This window comes from Bradyrhizobium sp. CCBAU 45394, assembly GCF_028128655.1.
Lineage (GTDB): Bacteria > Pseudomonadota > Alphaproteobacteria > Rhizobiales > Xanthobacteraceae > Bradyrhizobium > Bradyrhizobium diazoefficiens.
Window position 1 is genome coordinate 692,381 of the sequence record NZ_LBIX01000176.1, and the last position, 15,956, is coordinate 708,336.

Sequence of the window (15,956 nt, forward strand, 5' to 3'; positions counted from 1 at the left end):
TTGGACACGTGCCGGACGTAGCTCGAACCCAGCGGCCGGGCGCACGCGCTGCAGACGGCGCCGTGGCAGGGACGTTCCTGATTGACGAGCATGAATCGCAATGCCGTGTCCTCTCCTGCCGGCAGGCCTACCCGCCGATGCGTCTCGTTCGCCTGTCTGCTCAAGACGCCGCGCGCGTACGTTCCTCGATCAACGGTGCCCTTTCGTGCTGAAGCGCGTAGCATTCGTAGCCGCAGTAGGGCAGCAGCGTCCTGACATCGCGCAAGTAGCTGCCGCTGATCTCCTCGCAGCACCATAGGCAGAACGTCTTGCGGAAAGGGGTTCGGCCGTTCACCAGTATGAACCTCACGTGGCACCTCCGAGCGCGAAGCAGTAGACCGTGTCGACCAGAGAGGCGGACGGCGGCGGGGCGCAAAGATGGTTGCGGCCGTCGGGATTATCCCTGTTTCGTTCCACCTTCTGGGACGGAATGAGGATGTACTTCCCGTCTTCCCGGCGCCGTGCGTAGATCCTGCCTTCGACGTACCGTACCTCTGTCGGATAGCAATCCGCGCTGTTGCAGCAACTCAGCACCGGATTGTCGGGCATGTGCCAGTTCGAATAGAACTTCTCGTGCAGGAGCTGATCCTGGGGCGGATGATGACGATGCGCACCATCCTGTCCAAACTCCTCGGCCTCCACGCCGGTCATCGACGGAAGCGACAGCGCGATCGTCAAGAGGAGCTTGCAAGCACGGTTCAGCACACAGCCTCCCGTTCAGAATTGCGGAATTCACGCCGCCTGAAATCGAAACAACCATCGGCGGTCGCGCTCGCGGCGCGCCCTGAAGCGATCGAGACACTTTCTGGAGCACAGCGGCGTTCGCCAGGAATAATATCGGATCAGGCCAAACTTGCCGTTGCAGACAGCGCAGCCCTTTACATCATGACCGCGCTCGGAGTGTTCAGGCCTATCGCACATCATGCTCTCCTCCTGTCTCTCATGATCGTGGCTGCGCTCGTACGCTGGTGCACGGCCATCCACGCTCGTTTTTTGAAAATGCGGCCTCTCAATCACGACCCGCCAATCATGCGGCAACTCGGGGCAACGGACGCAGAGCTTGGTTCTATGAGCAGCACATCGCGCAAATCGCTGGCTTGTGCCTTGCACATCGCGTCCCCTCGATTGGTCGTGAGACTAGTCCGCACGCAACGGACCGCTCAATTGTACGGAGGTAAATGTGCGCTATGATTAGGAATGCGCGAGCTATACGTAGGTTTGTCCCGTAGTTTTCCGGCCCTTCGCCTTCAATTAGACGAGGCAAAGCCTGCTGGCTGCACGGCAACCGCGAGTTTCGGCGGGCGGATTCCACTTTAGTCGGAAGGAATTGCTCCCCTTGTTGCAAAGTGCTCTACTTGCTTTGGCCTCAGCGAGCCGGGACGCCTGCGATGATGCCTGGCCAGATCGCGAAATTTGGGAATTCGGCAGCACAACTCCTGCTCGGCGGCCTTGCCGCGCTTCGATCGTTCGGCAACGGCGAGAAGGACGCGTCCGCGGTCGCAGATGACTCGCAGCAAGACACCGCCGATCTACGCGACGCCGTGAAGCAGTGGCGTGAGGTATTCGAGCACAATCCGGTCATGTATTTCATGGTCGATCCGGCCGGAACAGTGCTCAACGTCAATACGTTCGGCGCCGCACAACTGGGCTACACGCCGGCCGAGCTGATTGGCCAGTCCGTGCTCAACGTCTTCTTCGAGGAGGACCACGACGCCGTCCGTCGATGCGTAGCGTTGTGCCTGGAAACCCTGGACCAGTCGCATACCTGGGAGATTCGCAAGTTCCGGAAGGACGGCTCAGTCCTTTGGGTCCGTGAGAACGCCAAGGCGATGCTGCGCGGCGATGGAACGCCGATCGTGCTGGTCGCCTGCGAAAATATCACCCAGCGCAAGGAAGCGGAGGATGCGCTGCGGCAGAGCGAAGCCTACCTCGCAGAGGCGCAGGAACTGAGCCGCACCGGCAGCTTCGGCCTGGACGTCGCGACAGGCGCGATCGTCTGGTCAAGGCAAACCTTTCGCATCTTCCAGTGCGACCCGGCGGTGAAGCCGACCTTGGATTTCGTCTTCCAGCGCATCCATCCGGAAGATCGCGATGCGGTCAGCAGGACGCTCGATCGGGCCGCCCGACGAGCAGAAGATTTCGACCATGAGTATCGCCTGCTGATGCCGGATGGATCAATCAAATATCTCCATTCCGTGGCGCGCGCGCTGAGACACGGATCCGGGTGCATCGAGCTTGTCGGGGGCGTCACTGATGTCACGGTTGCAAAGGAGGCCGAACAGCGGCTGCGTCGCAGCGAGGCCTATCTGGCCGAGGCCCAGCGGCTCAGCCATACAAGCAGCTGGGCCTGGGATGTGCGCCGTCAGGAGTTTGCATACCGTTCGGCTGAACTCTACCGCCTGTTCGGATTTGAGCCGAACCAGATCGATGTACCGGCACGGGCTTTCCAGGAACGCATCCTCCCCGAGGATTTCCAGCGGATCATCGAGGTGGAACGTCAGGCCCTCCGGCGAAGGAAGCCCTTCGAAATTGACTTTCGCATTGCGCGCCCGGACGGCTCGATACGACGAGTTCATACCGAGGGACATCCCGTCGTCGGCAGCGACGGCGAAGTGACGGAAATTATCGGTACCCACGTGGACGTCACCGAGCAGGTCGCCGCAAAAGAAGCACTTCAAAGGGCATTTGACGAGCTCAAGGCATCCGAGCAGCGATTCCGCGACTATGCTGAAACCGCATCGGACTGGTTTTGGGAGACCGGGCCGGATCACCGTATCACGAAGATATCGGAACACTCCGATCCGGCCAGTGCTGCGCCGACGGCCTTGATCGGCCTGACGCGGTGGGACATTCCGCCCGATGCCGAGCTCGAGCCCGGAAAGTGGGAGCAGCATCGCGCGACGCTCGACGCCCACCTCCCGTTCCGCGATCTGGTTTACCGCGGCAGGGATCGCAACGGCTCTCCAATTTACGTGCGCACCAGCGGCAAGCCCTTGCATGACGCGGACGGTCATTTTCTCGGCTATCGAGGCGTCAGCAGCGATGTAACGGCGGCGATCCGCGCGGAGCAGGCTGAAGATGCGCTGCGCAAGGCACAAGCCGAGCTCGCCCATGTCACGCGCGTCACGACGCTTGGCGAACTTACCGCCTCGATTGCCCACGAAATCACCCAGCCTCTTGCCGCCGTGATCTCCAATGCGGACGCCTGCATCGCTTGGCTCGATCGCGAACCCGCCGACTTGAAGGCCGCGCGCCGTTCCGCAGAATGGATTGTCGAGGACGCCAATCGGGCCAGCGAGGTGATCCGCCGGATCAGGGCGCTCGCGAAGAAAACCGAGATCGAAGTGGTTTCACTCGACATCAACCAAGTCGTCCGGGAGGCGGTGGCGCTCGTTCGGCGCGAGCTCGCGACCCATGGGGTGTCGGTGCGGATGGAGTTGGCGTCCGACCTGCCGAGGATTTGCGGCGACCGGATCCAGCTCCAGCAGGTGCTGATCAACCTGGTGATGAACGGCATCGAAGCCATGCAAGCCAATGTTGACCACCCGCGCGAACTGGCGATCCGCTCGAGCCTGACGGACGACGACGACGATGACGACCGCCTGCTCCTCACCGTGACGGATCGCGGTGTCGGCCTCGGCAAAGACGTAAAGGAGCGCATCTTCACCCCCTTCTTCACGACGAAGTCGGGCGGTCTGGGGATGGGACTCTCGATCTGCCGATCGATCATCGAGGCTCACGCGGGCCGGCTTTCGGCCTTTCAAAATGAGGGGAGCGGTGCAACATTCCAGATCGCCCTGCCCTTGCCGCACAAGGACACGTCGTGACCGACAATGCCAAGCAGGCCCAGGCGAGCGCAGGTGACCCGATCGTCCGGATCGTCGATGATGATCCGTCGATGCGCCGCGCGCTGACCAATCTCTTTCAATCGGTCGGCCTTAAGGTCGAGGCCTTCAGTTCGGCGGCGGAGATCATGGAAGCCCAACCGCCTGCGGTCCCCAGTTGCCTCGTGCTCGACATCCGTCTGCCAGGATCGAGCGGCCTCGACCTCCAGGCGGACCTCGCCAAGGCCAATATTCACACGCCCATTATCTTCATCACCGGTCATGGCGATATTCCCATGACCGTGAGAGCCATGAAGAGCGGTGCCGTCGATTTTCTGACCAAGCCGGTGCGCGACCAGGACATGCTGGATGCGGTGCAGGCAGCGATCGAACGGGATCGCAGGCGGCGCGATGCCGAGAAGTCGATCTCGGGCGTGCGATCCCGTTTCGAGGGGCTGACAGCGCGCGAGCGCGACGTGCTCGCCCTGGTTGCATCCGGCCTGATGAACAAACAGGTCGCCGCCGAACTTGGATTGGCCGAGATCACCGTGAAGATCTATCGCGGGCAGATCATGCGGAAAATGGGGGCGAAGTCATTGGCCGATCTCGTCAGAATGACCGACGCGCTCGGAATCCCGCGCAACAGGGGTCACCTGCAAACCTAAGTATGCTTTCCAATCCCGCTCCGGGGGCCCACTTTCCGTAAGCGGCTGAACCGTGCCCGGCGGCTCCCCGTTCAGGAGCGATCATATTGTCAGTGCCCTCGATCATTTCCGTCATTGATGATGATCCCTCCGTTCGCCTTGCGACGAACAACCTCCTGACGTCGCGCGGATACACGGTCCACACCTTTGGTTCCGCTCACGAATTTCTTCAATCCGCCGAACTGGACACGACCTCCTGCGTAATCGCCGACGTGCAGATGTTGGCCATGAGCGGTGTCGAGCTGTTGACGCATATGCGCAGCCTCGGGCGCATCACGCCCTTCATCTTCATGACGGCTTTTCCCGACGAGGCCGTGCGCGACCGCGCGCTGAAGGCCGGCGCGACCTGCTTTCTCGCGAAGCCGTTTTCCACGCCGAAGCTGCTTCAATGTCTGGAGGCGGCCCTGACGGGGGCGGATGAAGCCAAGTTGTAACGCGGCCGCGCCTGCCCCTCAGGCCGCGGCTACTCGTCGTCGTGGCGACATACGAAGCGGCAAGGTGCTCTAATCCACCTTGATATTCGCCGCCTTGATGATTGGCCACCATTTTGCGATCTCCGCCTTCTGGCGGGTGCCGAGGGCTTCAGGGGTGAGCTGATCCTGCGGCGTCATCTCCAGGCCCTGGCTTTCGAGCTGCTTCTTCACGGCGGGATCGTTCAGGGCCTCCACGGCGGCGGCGTTGAGCTTGGTCACGATCTCCTTCGGCGTGCCCTTCGGCACCCACATCCCCGACCACAGCGTCATGTGGAAGCCTTTCAGGCCCGCCTCCTCCGCGGTCGGGACGTCCGGCGCCGAGGACAGGCGCTTGTCGTCGGTGACGGCGTAGGCACGGATGGTGCCGGCGCGGACCTGGTTGATGGAGTTGGAGGTCTGGTCGACGATGACGTCGATCTGGCCCGCGATGAGATCGTTCAGCGCGGGCGCAGTGCCGCGATACGGCACGTATTGCAGCTTGATGCCGCTGACACTCTCAAAATAGACCCCGGCGATGTGGCTGCCGGAGCCCGCACCGGCCGTGCCGGCGGTTGCCGCCGACGGCCGCGACTTGAGCCAGTCCAAAAGCTCTTTCAGCGACGTCGCCGGGACCGCGTTCTTGCTGACGACGATCATCGGGTTACTCGGCAACAACACCACCGGTTCGAGATCGGCGACGAGATCGTAGTTGAGCTTGTAGACGGCGCCGTTGGCCACATGGGTGCCGAGATGGCCAAACGAGATGGTGTAGCCGTCTGCCGGCGAATGCACGGCGCGACCGACGCCGATCGAACCGCCGGCGCCGGTGACGTTCTCGATCACCAGGGGCTGGCCGAGCGTCGTCCGCATCCGTTCGGCGAGCACGCGCGCCATCGCATCCGACGGGCCGCCGGCCGCGAAGGGAACGATGATGGTGATAGGATGCGAGGGATAGTCGTCGGCGCGCGCAGCGCCGGTGAGAGCGAGAATACCGATCAGCCCGGCCCAGACGGCCTTCGTCATTGTGTTCTCCCCAGCAATGTCATTGTTGTTTTTCTTTACCTCGCCCCGCTTGCGGGGAGAGGTCGAATTGCGAAGCAAATGGGTCAGCGGGAGCCTCCGCGAGCCCATCTGCCACCGTGTTCGCGCGGAAGCAGGCCTCTCACCCCAACCCTCCCAGCGCGAGCGAAGCTCGTCGCGCCCCCGTAAGAACGGGGAGAGGGAGAGATTTCTAGAACTGCGAGAAGTCGATCGGCTTGTGACGATCGAGCGTGCGGGTGACCGGCGGCAGCGGGTATTTCAGGCCGGTCGCGCAGTTGAACAACATCACGCGGTCGGTCTTGCTGACGCGGCCGTCGGCCAGGCTTTCCTTGTAAGCGGCGTAGGTCGCGGCGCCCTCGGGGCACAGCAAAAGCCCCTCCTCGCGCGCGACCTCGTTCAGCGCCGCCGAGATCTTGTCGTCGTCGACCGCGATGGCAAAGCCCTTGCTCTCGCGCACCGCGCGCAGGATCAGGAAATCGCCGATCGCCTGCGGCACGCGGATGCCGGACGCGATGGTGTGGGCGTCCTCCCAGCGCGTCGCATGCTCGGTGCCGGCATCGAAGGCGCGCACCATCGGCGCGCACCCGGAGGCTTGCACCGCGACCATGCGCGGGCGCTTCGAACCGATGAAGCCGATCTTCTCGAGCTCGTCAAAGGCCTTCCACATGCCGATCAGGCCAGTGCCGCCGCCAGTCGGATAGAAGATCACGTCGGGCACGTCCCAGCCGAGCTGCTCGGCGAGTTCGAGGCCCATCGTCTTCTTGCCTTCGATGCGGTACGGCTCCTTCAGCGTGGAGGTGTCGAACCAGCCGACCTTCGCCTTGCCCTCGCCGACGATCTTGCCGCAATCGTCGATATAGCCGTTGACGCGGTAGACGGTCGCACCCTGGAGCTCGATCTCGCTGACGTTCACTTCCGGCGTATCGGCCGGGCAGAAGATCGTGGTCTTGATGCCGCAGGAGGTCGCGTAAGCCGCGAGCGCCGCACCGGCATTGCCGTTGGTCGGCATCGCCATGTGCTTGATGCCGAGCGCCTTGCCCATCGACACCGCCATCACCAGACCGCGCGCCTTGAACGAGCCGGTCGGCAGGCGTCCCTCATCCTTCACGATGATCTCACCGCCGCCCAGCTTTTTTCCGAGCTTCGGCAGCCGGATCAGCGGCGTCGTCACCTCGCCGAGCGAGACGATGTCCTTGCATTTGCGCACCGGCAGCAGCTCGCGATAGCGCCACATGTCAGCGGGGCGTTCCTTGAGCGCATCCTTGGTCAGCGCCTTCTTCACGCCCGCGAGGTCGTAGCGCACCAGCAGCGGCTTGCCGGCTTTCGAGAGGTTGTGGACCTGGTCGGCCGCGTAGTGATCGCCTTCCATCGCGCATTCGAGATGGGTGACGAAGGTCGGGCGTTCGATGGTGAGGTTGTCGTTGTCGTGCATGGGTTGGCCCTCTTCTTGTTCTGTTCCGTTCATTACGTGATCCGTCACCTTGAGGCGCGAGCCATGCGGCGCATCGCGCCGTATGGTGAGCCTCGAAGGGCGACGAGACCGGCTGCATCTCGGCCGCTCATCCTTCGAGGCTCGGCCAACGGTGCTCCGCACCGCCGGCCTCACACCTCAGGATGACGGGACTGCTCAGAGCGCCCCCGACGCCGCAGTCCCCCTTCCCTCAAATATTCAACACTCGCCCATAAGCATCCAGCACGGCTTCCTTCATCATCTCCGACAGCGTCGGATGCGGGAACACGGTGTGCATCAGCTCTTCTTCCGTCGTCTCCAGATTCATGGCGACGACATAGCCCTGGATCAGCTCGGTGACCTCCGCGCCGACCATGTGGGCGCCGAGGAGCTGACCGGTCTTCTTGTCGAAGATCACCTTGACCAGGCCCTGGTCCTCGCCCAGCGCAATCGCCTTGCCGTTGCCGACGAAGGGGAAGCGGCCGACGCGGATCTCGCGGCCGTTCTCCTTGGCCTTGGCTTCGGTGAGGCCGACCGAGGCGACCTGCGGCTGGCAATAGGTGCAGCCCGGGATCAGGTTCTTGTCCATGGGATGCGGATGCAGGCCCTTGATCGCCTCGACGCAGATCACGCCTTCATGCTCGGCCTTGTGCGCCAGCATCGGGGGGCCCGCGACGTCGCCAATGGCGTAGATGCCGGGGACGTTGGTCTTGCCGTAACCGTCGATCACGATGCAGCCGCGATCGGTTTTGACACCGAGCTTTTCGAGGCCGAGGCTCTCGATGTTGCCAACGACGCCGACCGCCGAGATCACGCGCTCGAACTCGGTGGTCACAGGCTTGCCCTTGCCGTCGTCGATGGTGGCGACGACGCTGTCGGCCTTCTTCTCGAGCTTCGTCACCTTGGTCGAGGACAGGATCTTGATGCCCTGCTTTTCGAAACGCTTGCGCGCAAGGCCGGCGATCTCGGCGTCCTCGACCGGCAGGATCTGCGGCAGCACCTCGACCACGGTGACGTCAGAGCCCATGGTGTGGAAGAACGAGGCGAATTCGATGCCGATCGCGCCGGAGCCGACGACCAGCAGCGACTTCGGCATCCGCTCCGGCACCATCGCCTCGAAATAGGTCCAGATCAGCTTCTTGTCGGGCTCGAGCCCCGGCAGCACGCGCGGCCGCGCGCCGGTCGCGACGATGATGTGCTTGGCCTGGTAGGTCCCCTCGCCCAGCGCGCCCTTCGGCGCTTCGACGTCGGACTTCTTCACGGTGACCTTGCCGGGCGCGTCGATCGAGGCAGCGCCCCAGATTACGGTCACCTTGTTCTTCTTCATCAGGAAGCCGACGCCGTCATTCAGCCGCTTCGAGACGCCACGCGAACGCTGCACCACAGCCTTCGGGTCGAACGAGACCTTCTCGGCCGACAGGCCGTAATCCTTGGCGTGCTGCATGTAGTGATAGATCTCGGCGGAGCGCAGCAGCGCCTTGGTCGGGATGCAGCCCCAGTTCAGGCAGATGCCGCCGAGGTAGGACTTTTCGACGATCGCGACCTTGAAGCCGAGCTGGGCGGCGCGGATCGCGGTGACATAGCCGCCGGGACCGGAGCCGATGATGATGATGTCGAAGGATGTATCGGCCATGGCGGCTCCCGTTCAACTCAAGCGGTCGTTGCGCCGCGGGCGCGGCGATTGAGGATGTAAGTTCTGATCAGCCATTCCGCGAGGATGACCGCCGCCATGACGGCGATGATCACCAGCGCAATGGGTCTCCAGATGTCGCGCGACAGTCTCTCTCCGGCAAAGAAGGCAGATTCAATGATGTCGCGGCCGATCGGGCTGAGCGTCAACACCAGCGAGATCACCATTGAGATCCAGGGCCAGCGCGTCCGCATGCGCCATCTCAGACCATCATCATGACCGGATTTTCGATGAGCTGCTTGAACGCGCCGATCAGCTCGGCGCCGAGCGCGCCGTCGATGGCGCGGTGATCGCACGACAAGGTCACGCTCATCATGTGCGCGATCTCGATCTTGCCATTCCGCACCACGGGCCGTTCTTCGCTGGTGCCGACCGCGAGGATGGTGGCATGCGGCGGGTTGATCACGGCGGTGAAGTGGCTGATGCCGTACATGCCGAGGTTGGACACGGCGGTGGTGCCGCCCTGGTATTCCTCGGGCTTGAGCTTGCGCGAGCGGGCGCGCGCGGCAAAGTCCTTCATCTCGTTGGAGATGGTGGAGAGCGTCTTGGTCTCCGCTTTCCGGATGATCGGCGTGATCAGGCCACCGGGCATCGCCACGGCAACGCCGACGTCGGAATGGTGATGCTTGACCATGCCGCTTTCGGTCCAGCTCACATTGCAGTTCGGGATCTTCTGGAGCGCGACCGCCATCGCCTTGATGACGAAGTCGTTGACCGAGATCTTGTAGAGCGGCTTCTTCTCCTTGTCCTTGGGAGCCGCCGCATTGATCTCCTCGCGCGCGGCGAGCAGCTTGCCGATGTCGCAGTCGATGGTGAGGTAGAAATGCGGGACGTTCTGGATCGACGCAGTCAGGCGCTGCGCGATCGTGCGGCGCATGCCGTCGTGCGGGACGATGTCGTAGGAGCCGGGCTCGAACAGCGACAGGATCTGCTTGTCCGACATGGTCGGCGCGATCGAGGGCGCGGATGACGGCGCCGCGGCGGGCGCCTTGAGGCCCTTGCCGGACTTGGCCTGCTCGACGTCGCGGGCGACGACGCGGCCGTGCGGGCCGGTGCCTGTCACCATCGACACGTCGATGCCGGCGTCCTTGGCCAGACGTCGCGCCAGCGGCGATGAGAACACGCGGCCGCCATGGCCGTTGCTCTGAGCAGCCGGTGCGGCAGCCTGCGGCGCGGGTGCGGCGGCGGGCGGCGGTGCAGCCTTGGGCGCAGCAGGTGCTGTCGCGGGAGCTGGCGCAGCAGCGGGAGCATCCGTGGCTTTCGGCGGCGCGGCGGAGGCGCTGGGCTTGGCGGCACCAGCGGCCTTCACATCCTCGCCCTCACCGGCCAGCACGGCGATGACGTCGTTGACCGGGACGTCCTGCGTGCCTTCGGGCACCAGGATCTTGGCGATCGTGCCCTCGTCGATGGCCTCGACCTCCATGGTCGCCTTGTCGGTCTCGATCTCGGCGATGACATCGCCGGATTTGACCTTGTCGCCTTCCTTCTTCAGCCACTTGGCGAGGTTGCCCTTCTCCATCGTCGGCGAGAGAGCGGGCATCAGGATGTTGATGGGCATGCTGACCTCAAGAAGAACTTTGCAAAACGTCGTCTCCGACAGCGAAGACGAACAGACCAGGTTTAGTTGCCGATGTCGCCCTGCCAGAGGCGCTCATTGGCAGGGATGGAACGCCAATTCTTCATCATGGTGATGGAGCGGTCGTCGGCAAGGTCGATCCAGGGGATGCCGAACTTGTCGAGGATGTCCTTGGAGCCCGGAAAGGTGACGGATTCCCCGATCACCACCAGCTTCACCTTGAACAATGCGAGCGCGCCGGCACACATCGAGCATGGCGACAGCGTGGTGTACATGACGGTGTCGTGGAATGTGATCGCGCCGGCCTCGCGCAGGCAGCTCATCTCGCCGTGCAGGATCACGTTGTTCTCCTGCACGCGGTTGTTGTGACCGCGGGCGATGATCTGGTTGTCGCGCGTCAGCACGGCGCCGATCGGCAGGCCGCCCTGCGCGATCGAGGCCTCCGCCTCGCGGATCGCCTCCAGCATGAAATCGAAGTGATAGGATTCGATCGCCACTGTCAGTGCCCCTTCCCGCGCGGCGTCGTGGTGCCGGTGTCCGTGGGGCGCTCGATCTCGGCCTGGAACATCTCGAGGATCCGGCTCAACGCGTCCTCCTCGGTATATTCGCTCTCGCGCGCATAGGCGCGCGCGGCGTGACGGGCAAGATCGACGAGCAAGAGGCCCCACATGTCGGGTTCCTCGAAGGCGCGCTGGAACGCCATCGACAGCCCGCCGTCCAGCACGAACACGCGCAGGATCTCGACCGCGTCCTCGCGGGTCATGACGTCGGGTGGCAGTGGCTGCTCCTTCGGGCCCGCCATGGTCTACCTGTAGCAGACGGCTTTGGCGGCCTCGACGACTTCCGCCGCCGACGGCAGCGCGAGCTTCTCCAGATTCGCGGCATAGGGCATCGGCACGTCCTTGCCGGAGACGCGCGCAACGGGCGCGTCCAGATAGTCGAAGGCGTTCTCCATGATCCGTGCGGCGATCTCGGCGCCGACGCCGCTCTGGGCCCAGCCCTCTTCCACCGTGACGGCGCGCCCCGTCTTCTTGACCGAGTTGACGATGGTCTCGGTGTCCATCGGGCGCAGCGTGCGCAGGTCGATCACCTCGGCCTCGATGCCGTCCTTGGCGAGCTCGTCGGCGGCCTTGAGCGCATAGGTCATGCCGTTCGACCAGGAGATGATTGTGACGTGGCTGCCGGAGCGCACGATGCGCGCCTTGCCGATCGGGATCACGAAGTCGTCGAGCTTTGGCACTTCGCCGGTGTGGCCGTAGAGCACCTCGTTCTCGAGGAAGATCACCGGATTGGGATCGCGGATCGCGGCCTTGAGCAGGCCCTTGTAATCCGCGGCCGAGAACGGCGCGACGACCTTGAGACCCGGAACGTTCGAATACCAGGATGAATAGTCCTGGCTGTGCTGCGCGGCGACGCGCGCGGCGGCGCCGTTCGGGCCGCGGAACACGATCGAGCACCCCATCTGGCCGCCGGACATATAGAGCGTCTTGGCGGCGGAGTTGATGATCTGGTCGATCGCCTGCATCGCGAAGTTGAAGGTCATGAACTCGACGACCGGCTTCAGCCCGGTCATCGCGGCGCCGACGCCGATGCCGGCAAAGCCGTGCTCGGTGATCGGCGTGTCGATCACGCGCTTGGCGCCGAATTCCTGGAGCAGGCCCTGGGTGACCTTGTAGGCGCCCTGATACTCGGCAACCTCTTCGCCCATCACGAAGACGTCGGCGTCGCGGCGCATCTCTTCGGCCATGGCATCGCGCAGCGCTTCGCGGATGGTCTGCGTCACCATCTCGGTGCCGGCGGGCACTTCCGGATCGGGCTCGGCGACGGCTTGCGGTGCGGACGGCGCAGCCCTGGGCGCGGGTGCCTCGGCCTTTGCGGCGGCAGGGGCTGCGGATTCGGCGGCCTTCGGCTGCGGGGCCGGCGCGGGCGCCTTTGCGAGATCAGCGGCGCTCTCACCGTCGGCAAGAATCGTCGCGATCGGCGTGTTGACGGCGACGTCGGCGGTGCCTTCGGGGATCAGGATCTTGCCGAGCGTGCCCTCGTCGGTCGCCTCGACCTCCATGGTCGCCTTGTCGGTCTCGATCTCGGCGATGACATCGCCGGACTTGATGGCCTCACCCTCTTTTTTCAGCCATTTGGCGAGGTTGCCCTTTTCCATCGTGGGCGACAACGCGGGCATCAGCACTTGAATTGGCATATCGGCTCCAAAAGAAAGCTTGCGCGCGTTCAGCGGTAAACGTCGGTCCAGAGCTCGGCGGCATCCGGCTCGGGATCATGCTGGGCAAAGTCGGCAGACGCGTTGACGATATCGCGCACCTCGGCGTCGATCGCCTTGAGATCGGCCTCGCTGACCTTGGCGGTCAACAGGCGGTTGCGCACCTGCTCGATCGGGTCCTGATCGTGGCGGACCTTCTCGACCTCCTCGCGCGTGCGGTATTTTGCAGGGTCGGACATCGAGTGGCCGCGATAGCGGTAGGTCTGCATTTCCAGGATCATCGGCCCCTTGCCGGCGCGGCACCAGGCGGCGGCCTCGTCGCCCGCAGCCTTCACCGCACGGACGTCCATGCCGTCGACTTGCAGGCCGGGGATGTTGAAGGACGCGCCGCGCTTGGAGAAGTCCTGCTGCGCGGAAGCGCGCGAGACCGCGGTGCCCATGGCGTAGCGGTTGTTCTCGATGACATAGATCACCGGCAGCTTCCAGAGCTCCGCCATGTTGAAGCTCTCATAGACCTGGCCCTGGTTGGCCGCGCCGTCGCCGAAATAGGTGACGCTGACATTGCCGTTGCCGCGATAGTTGTTGGCGAAGGCCAGACCCGTGCCGAGCGAGACCTGGGCACCGACGATGCCGTGGCCGCCGTAAAAGTGCTTCTCCTTGCTGAACATGTGCATGGAGCCGCCCTTGCCCTTGGAATAGCCGCCGCGGCGTCCCGTGAGCTCGGCCATGACGCCGTTGGCGTCCATGCCGGTCGCGAGCATGTGACCGTGGTCGCGATAGCCGGTGATGACCTGATCGCCCTCCTTGAGAGCCATCTGCATGCCGACCACCACGGCCTCCTGGCCGATATAGAGGTGGCAGAAGCCGCCGATCGCGCCCATGCCGTAGAGCTGGCCGGCCTTTTCCTCGAACCTGCGGATCAGGAGCATGTCGCGGAGCGCCTTGAGCTCCTGCTCCCTGGTGAATTCCGGGGGCGAACCGCCGTTGGTCTTGTCCTGTGGAGCGCTTGCGGCGGCTTTCTTGGGTGCGGCCATGGGAATTCCGGGTCAGAGAAAACTTTCGTCCTCTCTAACCCAAGTCAAACACCCTTGGAAAGCACCGCGGCGGCATGACACGACATTCATTATGCCGCACTGCAACGTGATCGAAATATTGGAAAATCTTTGGCGCTGATCAGGCAACAAATCTAACGCCGTGCGGGCCAGGTCCCGTTTACCGGAACGAGCGGCGCCAGAACGGCGCCGCCCGCTCCTGTTCCGATCAGAAGAAGCCGAGCTTCTTCGGGCTGTAGCTGACCAGGAGATTCTTGGTCTGCTGGTAGTGATCGAGCATCATCTTGTGGGTCTCGCGACCGACGCCCGACTGCTTGTAGCCACCGAACGCCGCATGCGCGGGATAGGCATGGTAGCAATTGGTCCAGACCCGGCCGGCCTGGATCGCCCGGCCGAAGCGGTAGCAGCGGTTGGCATCGCGGCTCCAGACACCGGCGCCGAGACCGTAGAGCGTGTCGTTGGCGATCGCGAGCGCCTCCTCGTCGGTCTTGAAGGTCGTGACCGAGACGACGGGACCAAAGATCTCCTCCTGGAAGATTCGCATCTTGTTGTGGCCCTCGAACACCGTCGGCTGGACGTAGAAGCCGCCCGAAAGATCGCCGCCGAGCTCGGCACGACCACCGCCCGCCAGCACCTTGGCGCCCTCCTGCTTGCCGATGTCGATATAGGAGAGGATCTTGGCGAGCTGCTCACCCGAGGCCTGTGCACCGATCATGGTGTCGGCCGCACGCGGGTCGCCCTGCTTGATCGCGGCGACGCGCTTCAGCGCCCGCTCCATGAAGCGGTCATAGATGTCGGCGTGGACCAGCGCCCGGCTCGGGCAGGTGCAGACCTCGCCCTGGTTCAGCGCGAACATGACGAAGCCTTCGATCGCCTTGTCGAAGAAGTCGTCGTCCTCGGCGGTGACGTCCTTGAAGAAGATGTTCGGCGACTTGCCGCCGAGCTCCAGCGTGACCGGGATCAGGTTCTGGCTGGCATATTGCATGATCAGCCGGCCCGTCGAGGTCTCGCCGGTGAAGGCGATCTTGGCAATGCGCGGGCTCGAGGCCAGCGGCTTGCCGGCTTCGAGGCCAAAGCCGTTGACGATGTTGAGGACGCCGGGCGGCAGCAGGTCGCCGATGATCTCGGCCCAGACCATGATCGAGGCCGGGGTCTGCTCGGCGGGCTTGAGCACGACGCAATTGCCGGCGGCGAGCGCCGGGGCGAGTTTCCAGCAGGCCATCAGCAGCGGGAAGTTCCAGGGGATGATCTGGCCGACCACACCGAGCGGCTCGTGGAAATGATAGGCGATGGTATCGTGGTCGATCTCGCCGATCGAGCCTTCCTGGGCGCGGACGACGCCGGCGAAATAGCGGAAGTGGTCGATGGCGAGCGGGATGTCGGCGGCGCGAGTCTCGCGGATCGGCTTGCCGTTGTCCCAGGTCTCGGCGATCGCGAGGCGCTCGAGATTCTCTTCCATGCGGTCGGCGATCTTGTTCAGGATCGCGGCGCGCTCGGCGACGCTGGTGCTCCCCCAACCGGCCTTGGCGGCATGCGCCGCGTCGAGCGCAGCTTCGACGTCCTGCGCGTCGGAGCGTGCGATCTTGCAGACGATCTGTCCGTTCACCGGCGAGGCATTGTCGAAATATTTGCCCGAGATCGGCGCGACGAACTTGCCGCCGATGAAGTTGTCGTAGCGTTCGGCGAAGGGAACTTTGGTGACGCTGAGGAATTCCACCTTGTTCATTGATCACTCCCGATGTTTGCTGTTTGCGCAATTCGTCGCTGGTCGCGACTTGCGCCGACGATGATGCGGGAGGCGTTTCCTGTCAGCCCTGATAGGAGCGATGGCGGAGCGGACCTGTCGCAGTTCTGCGACAGGTCCGGGGTGAGGCAGGTGCAAGATCGAGGGCTCGCGGCTTCCACATCGTCAC

Annotated in this window: 15 protein-coding genes; 3 read left to right on the forward strand and 12 right to left on the reverse strand. The window is 63.8% G+C overall.

Going from position 1 to position 15,956, the window contains the following annotated elements; translation table 11 throughout:
• Nucleotides 1-160 precede the first annotated feature (160 nt).
• Nucleotides 161-349: a hypothetical protein gene (locus WN73_RS40730; RefSeq protein ID WP_060912348.1), complete on the reverse strand. Its 189-nt coding sequence runs from the start codon at nucleotides 347-349 to the stop codon at nucleotides 161-163.
• Nucleotides 346-717: a hypothetical protein gene (locus WN73_RS40735; RefSeq protein ID WP_236842062.1), complete on the reverse strand. Its 372-nt coding sequence runs from the start codon at nucleotides 715-717 to the stop codon at nucleotides 346-348. The genes WN73_RS40730 and WN73_RS40735 overlap by 4 nt, the downstream gene beginning before the upstream one ends.
• Nucleotides 718-1,427: 710 nt before the next feature.
• On the opposite strand from WN73_RS40735, the gene WN73_RS40740 reads away from it, so the two are divergent.
• The 3 genes from WN73_RS40740 to WN73_RS40750 all read left to right on the forward strand — a co-directional run bounded on the left by WN73_RS40740 (nucleotide 1,428) and on the right by WN73_RS40750 (nucleotide 5,001).
• Nucleotides 1,428-3,866 carry a PAS domain S-box protein gene (locus tag WN73_RS40740; protein WP_039184555.1) on the forward strand — a complete coding sequence of 813 codons (2,439 nt, stop codon included), beginning with the start codon at nucleotides 1,428-1,430 and terminating at the stop codon, nucleotides 3,864-3,866.
• The gene (locus WN73_RS40745) at nucleotides 3,863-4,528 is read left to right on the forward strand and encodes a response regulator transcription factor (protein WP_011087542.1); all 666 of its coding nucleotides are present in this window, start codon (nucleotides 3,863-3,865) and stop codon (nucleotides 4,526-4,528) included. The genes WN73_RS40740 and WN73_RS40745 overlap by 4 nt, the downstream gene beginning before the upstream one ends.
• Before the next feature lie 86 nt (nucleotides 4,529-4,614).
• The gene (locus WN73_RS40750; RefSeq protein ID WP_028171823.1) at nucleotides 4,615-5,001 is read left to right on the forward strand and encodes a response regulator transcription factor; all 387 of its coding nucleotides are present in this window, start codon (nucleotides 4,615-4,617) and stop codon (nucleotides 4,999-5,001) included.
• Between the two features lie 69 nt (nucleotides 5,002-5,070).
• Here WN73_RS40750 and WN73_RS40755 read toward each other — a convergent pair whose 3' ends face one another.
• The 10 genes from WN73_RS40755 to adh form a co-directional block, all read right to left on the reverse strand.
• Complete coding sequence (locus WN73_RS40755) at nucleotides 5,071-6,042, reverse strand: tripartite tricarboxylate transporter substrate binding protein BugD (protein ID WP_028171822.1); 972 nt, start codon at nucleotides 6,040-6,042, stop codon at nucleotides 5,071-5,073.
• A 208-nt stretch (nucleotides 6,043-6,250) separates the two neighbouring features.
• On the reverse strand, nucleotides 6,251-7,492 hold the full coding sequence (locus WN73_RS40760; protein WP_028171821.1) for a threonine synthase: 1,242 nt from the start codon (nucleotides 7,490-7,492) through the stop codon (nucleotides 6,251-6,253).
• A gap of 229 nt (nucleotides 7,493-7,721) precedes the next feature.
• Nucleotides 7,722-9,143, reverse strand: coding sequence for a dihydrolipoyl dehydrogenase (gene lpdA, locus WN73_RS40765; RefSeq protein WP_011087546.1), 1,422 nt, complete (start codon nucleotides 9,141-9,143; stop codon nucleotides 7,722-7,724).
• 17 nt (nucleotides 9,144-9,160) lie between these two features.
• Nucleotides 9,161-9,394, reverse strand: a complete 234-nt coding sequence (locus WN73_RS40770; protein WP_028171820.1) for a hypothetical protein — start codon at nucleotides 9,392-9,394, stop codon at nucleotides 9,161-9,163.
• Nucleotides 9,395-9,402: 8 nt separating this feature from the next.
• Nucleotides 9,403-10,758 carry a pyruvate dehydrogenase complex dihydrolipoamide acetyltransferase gene (locus WN73_RS40775; protein ID WP_011087547.1) on the reverse strand — a complete coding sequence of 452 codons (1,356 nt, stop codon included), beginning with the start codon at nucleotides 10,756-10,758 and terminating at the stop codon, nucleotides 9,403-9,405.
• A gap of 62 nt (nucleotides 10,759-10,820) precedes the next feature.
• The gene (locus WN73_RS40780) at nucleotides 10,821-11,273 is read right to left on the reverse strand and encodes a nucleoside deaminase (protein WP_027548267.1); all 453 of its coding nucleotides are present in this window, start codon (nucleotides 11,271-11,273) and stop codon (nucleotides 10,821-10,823) included.
• Nucleotides 11,274-11,275: 2 nt separating this feature from the next.
• The gene (locus WN73_RS40785; RefSeq protein ID WP_008142223.1) at nucleotides 11,276-11,578 is read right to left on the reverse strand and encodes a DUF5076 domain-containing protein; all 303 of its coding nucleotides are present in this window, start codon (nucleotides 11,576-11,578) and stop codon (nucleotides 11,276-11,278) included.
• A 3-nt stretch (nucleotides 11,579-11,581) separates the two neighbouring features.
• Complete coding sequence (locus WN73_RS40790; RefSeq protein ID WP_028171819.1) at nucleotides 11,582-12,973, reverse strand: pyruvate dehydrogenase complex E1 component subunit beta; 1,392 nt, start codon at nucleotides 12,971-12,973, stop codon at nucleotides 11,582-11,584.
• Nucleotides 12,974-13,002: 29 nt separating this feature from the next.
• Entirely contained in the window at nucleotides 13,003-14,025 is a 1,023-nt protein-coding gene (gene pdhA, locus WN73_RS40795) for a pyruvate dehydrogenase (acetyl-transferring) E1 component subunit alpha (RefSeq protein WP_011087551.1), read from the reverse strand.
• A 226-nt stretch (nucleotides 14,026-14,251) separates the two neighbouring features.
• Entirely contained in the window at nucleotides 14,252-15,769 is a 1,518-nt protein-coding gene (adh, locus tag WN73_RS40800; RefSeq protein ID WP_110116126.1) for an aldehyde dehydrogenase, read from the reverse strand.
• Nucleotides 15,770-15,956 lie beyond the last annotated feature (187 nt).

Bases quoted from the DNA above. Each gene is read 5' to 3' on its own strand.
- WN73_RS40785 (WP_008142223.1), bottom strand. From the start codon at position 11,578: ATGGCGGGCCCGAAGGAGCAGCCACTGCCACCCGACGTCATGACCCGC.
- adh (WP_110116126.1), bottom strand. From the start codon at position 15,769: ATGAACAAGGTGGAATTCCTCAGCGTCACCAAAGTTCCCTTCGCCGAA.
- pdhA (WP_011087551.1), bottom strand. From the start codon at position 14,025: ATGGCCGCACCCAAGAAAGCCGCCGCAAGCGCTCCACAGGACAAGACC.
- WN73_RS40740 (WP_039184555.1), top strand. From the start codon at position 1,428: ATGATGCCTGGCCAGATCGCGAAATTTGGGAATTCGGCAGCACAACTC.
- lpdA (WP_011087546.1), bottom strand. From the start codon at position 9,143: ATGGCCGATACATCCTTCGACATCATCATCATCGGCTCCGGTCCCGGC.
- WN73_RS40790 (WP_028171819.1), bottom strand. From the start codon at position 12,973: ATGCCAATTCAAGTGCTGATGCCCGCGTTGTCGCCCACGATGGAAAAG.
- WN73_RS40760 (WP_028171821.1), bottom strand. From the start codon at position 7,492: ATGCACGACAACGACAACCTCACCATCGAACGCCCGACCTTCGTCACC.
- WN73_RS40755 (WP_028171822.1), bottom strand. From the start codon at position 6,042: ATGACGAAGGCCGTCTGGGCCGGGCTGATCGGTATTCTCGCTCTCACC.
- WN73_RS40770 (WP_028171820.1), bottom strand. From the start codon at position 9,394: ATGCGGACGCGCTGGCCCTGGATCTCAATGGTGATCTCGCTGGTGTTG.
- WN73_RS40775 (WP_011087547.1), bottom strand. From the start codon at position 10,758: ATGCCCATCAACATCCTGATGCCCGCTCTCTCGCCGACGATGGAGAAG.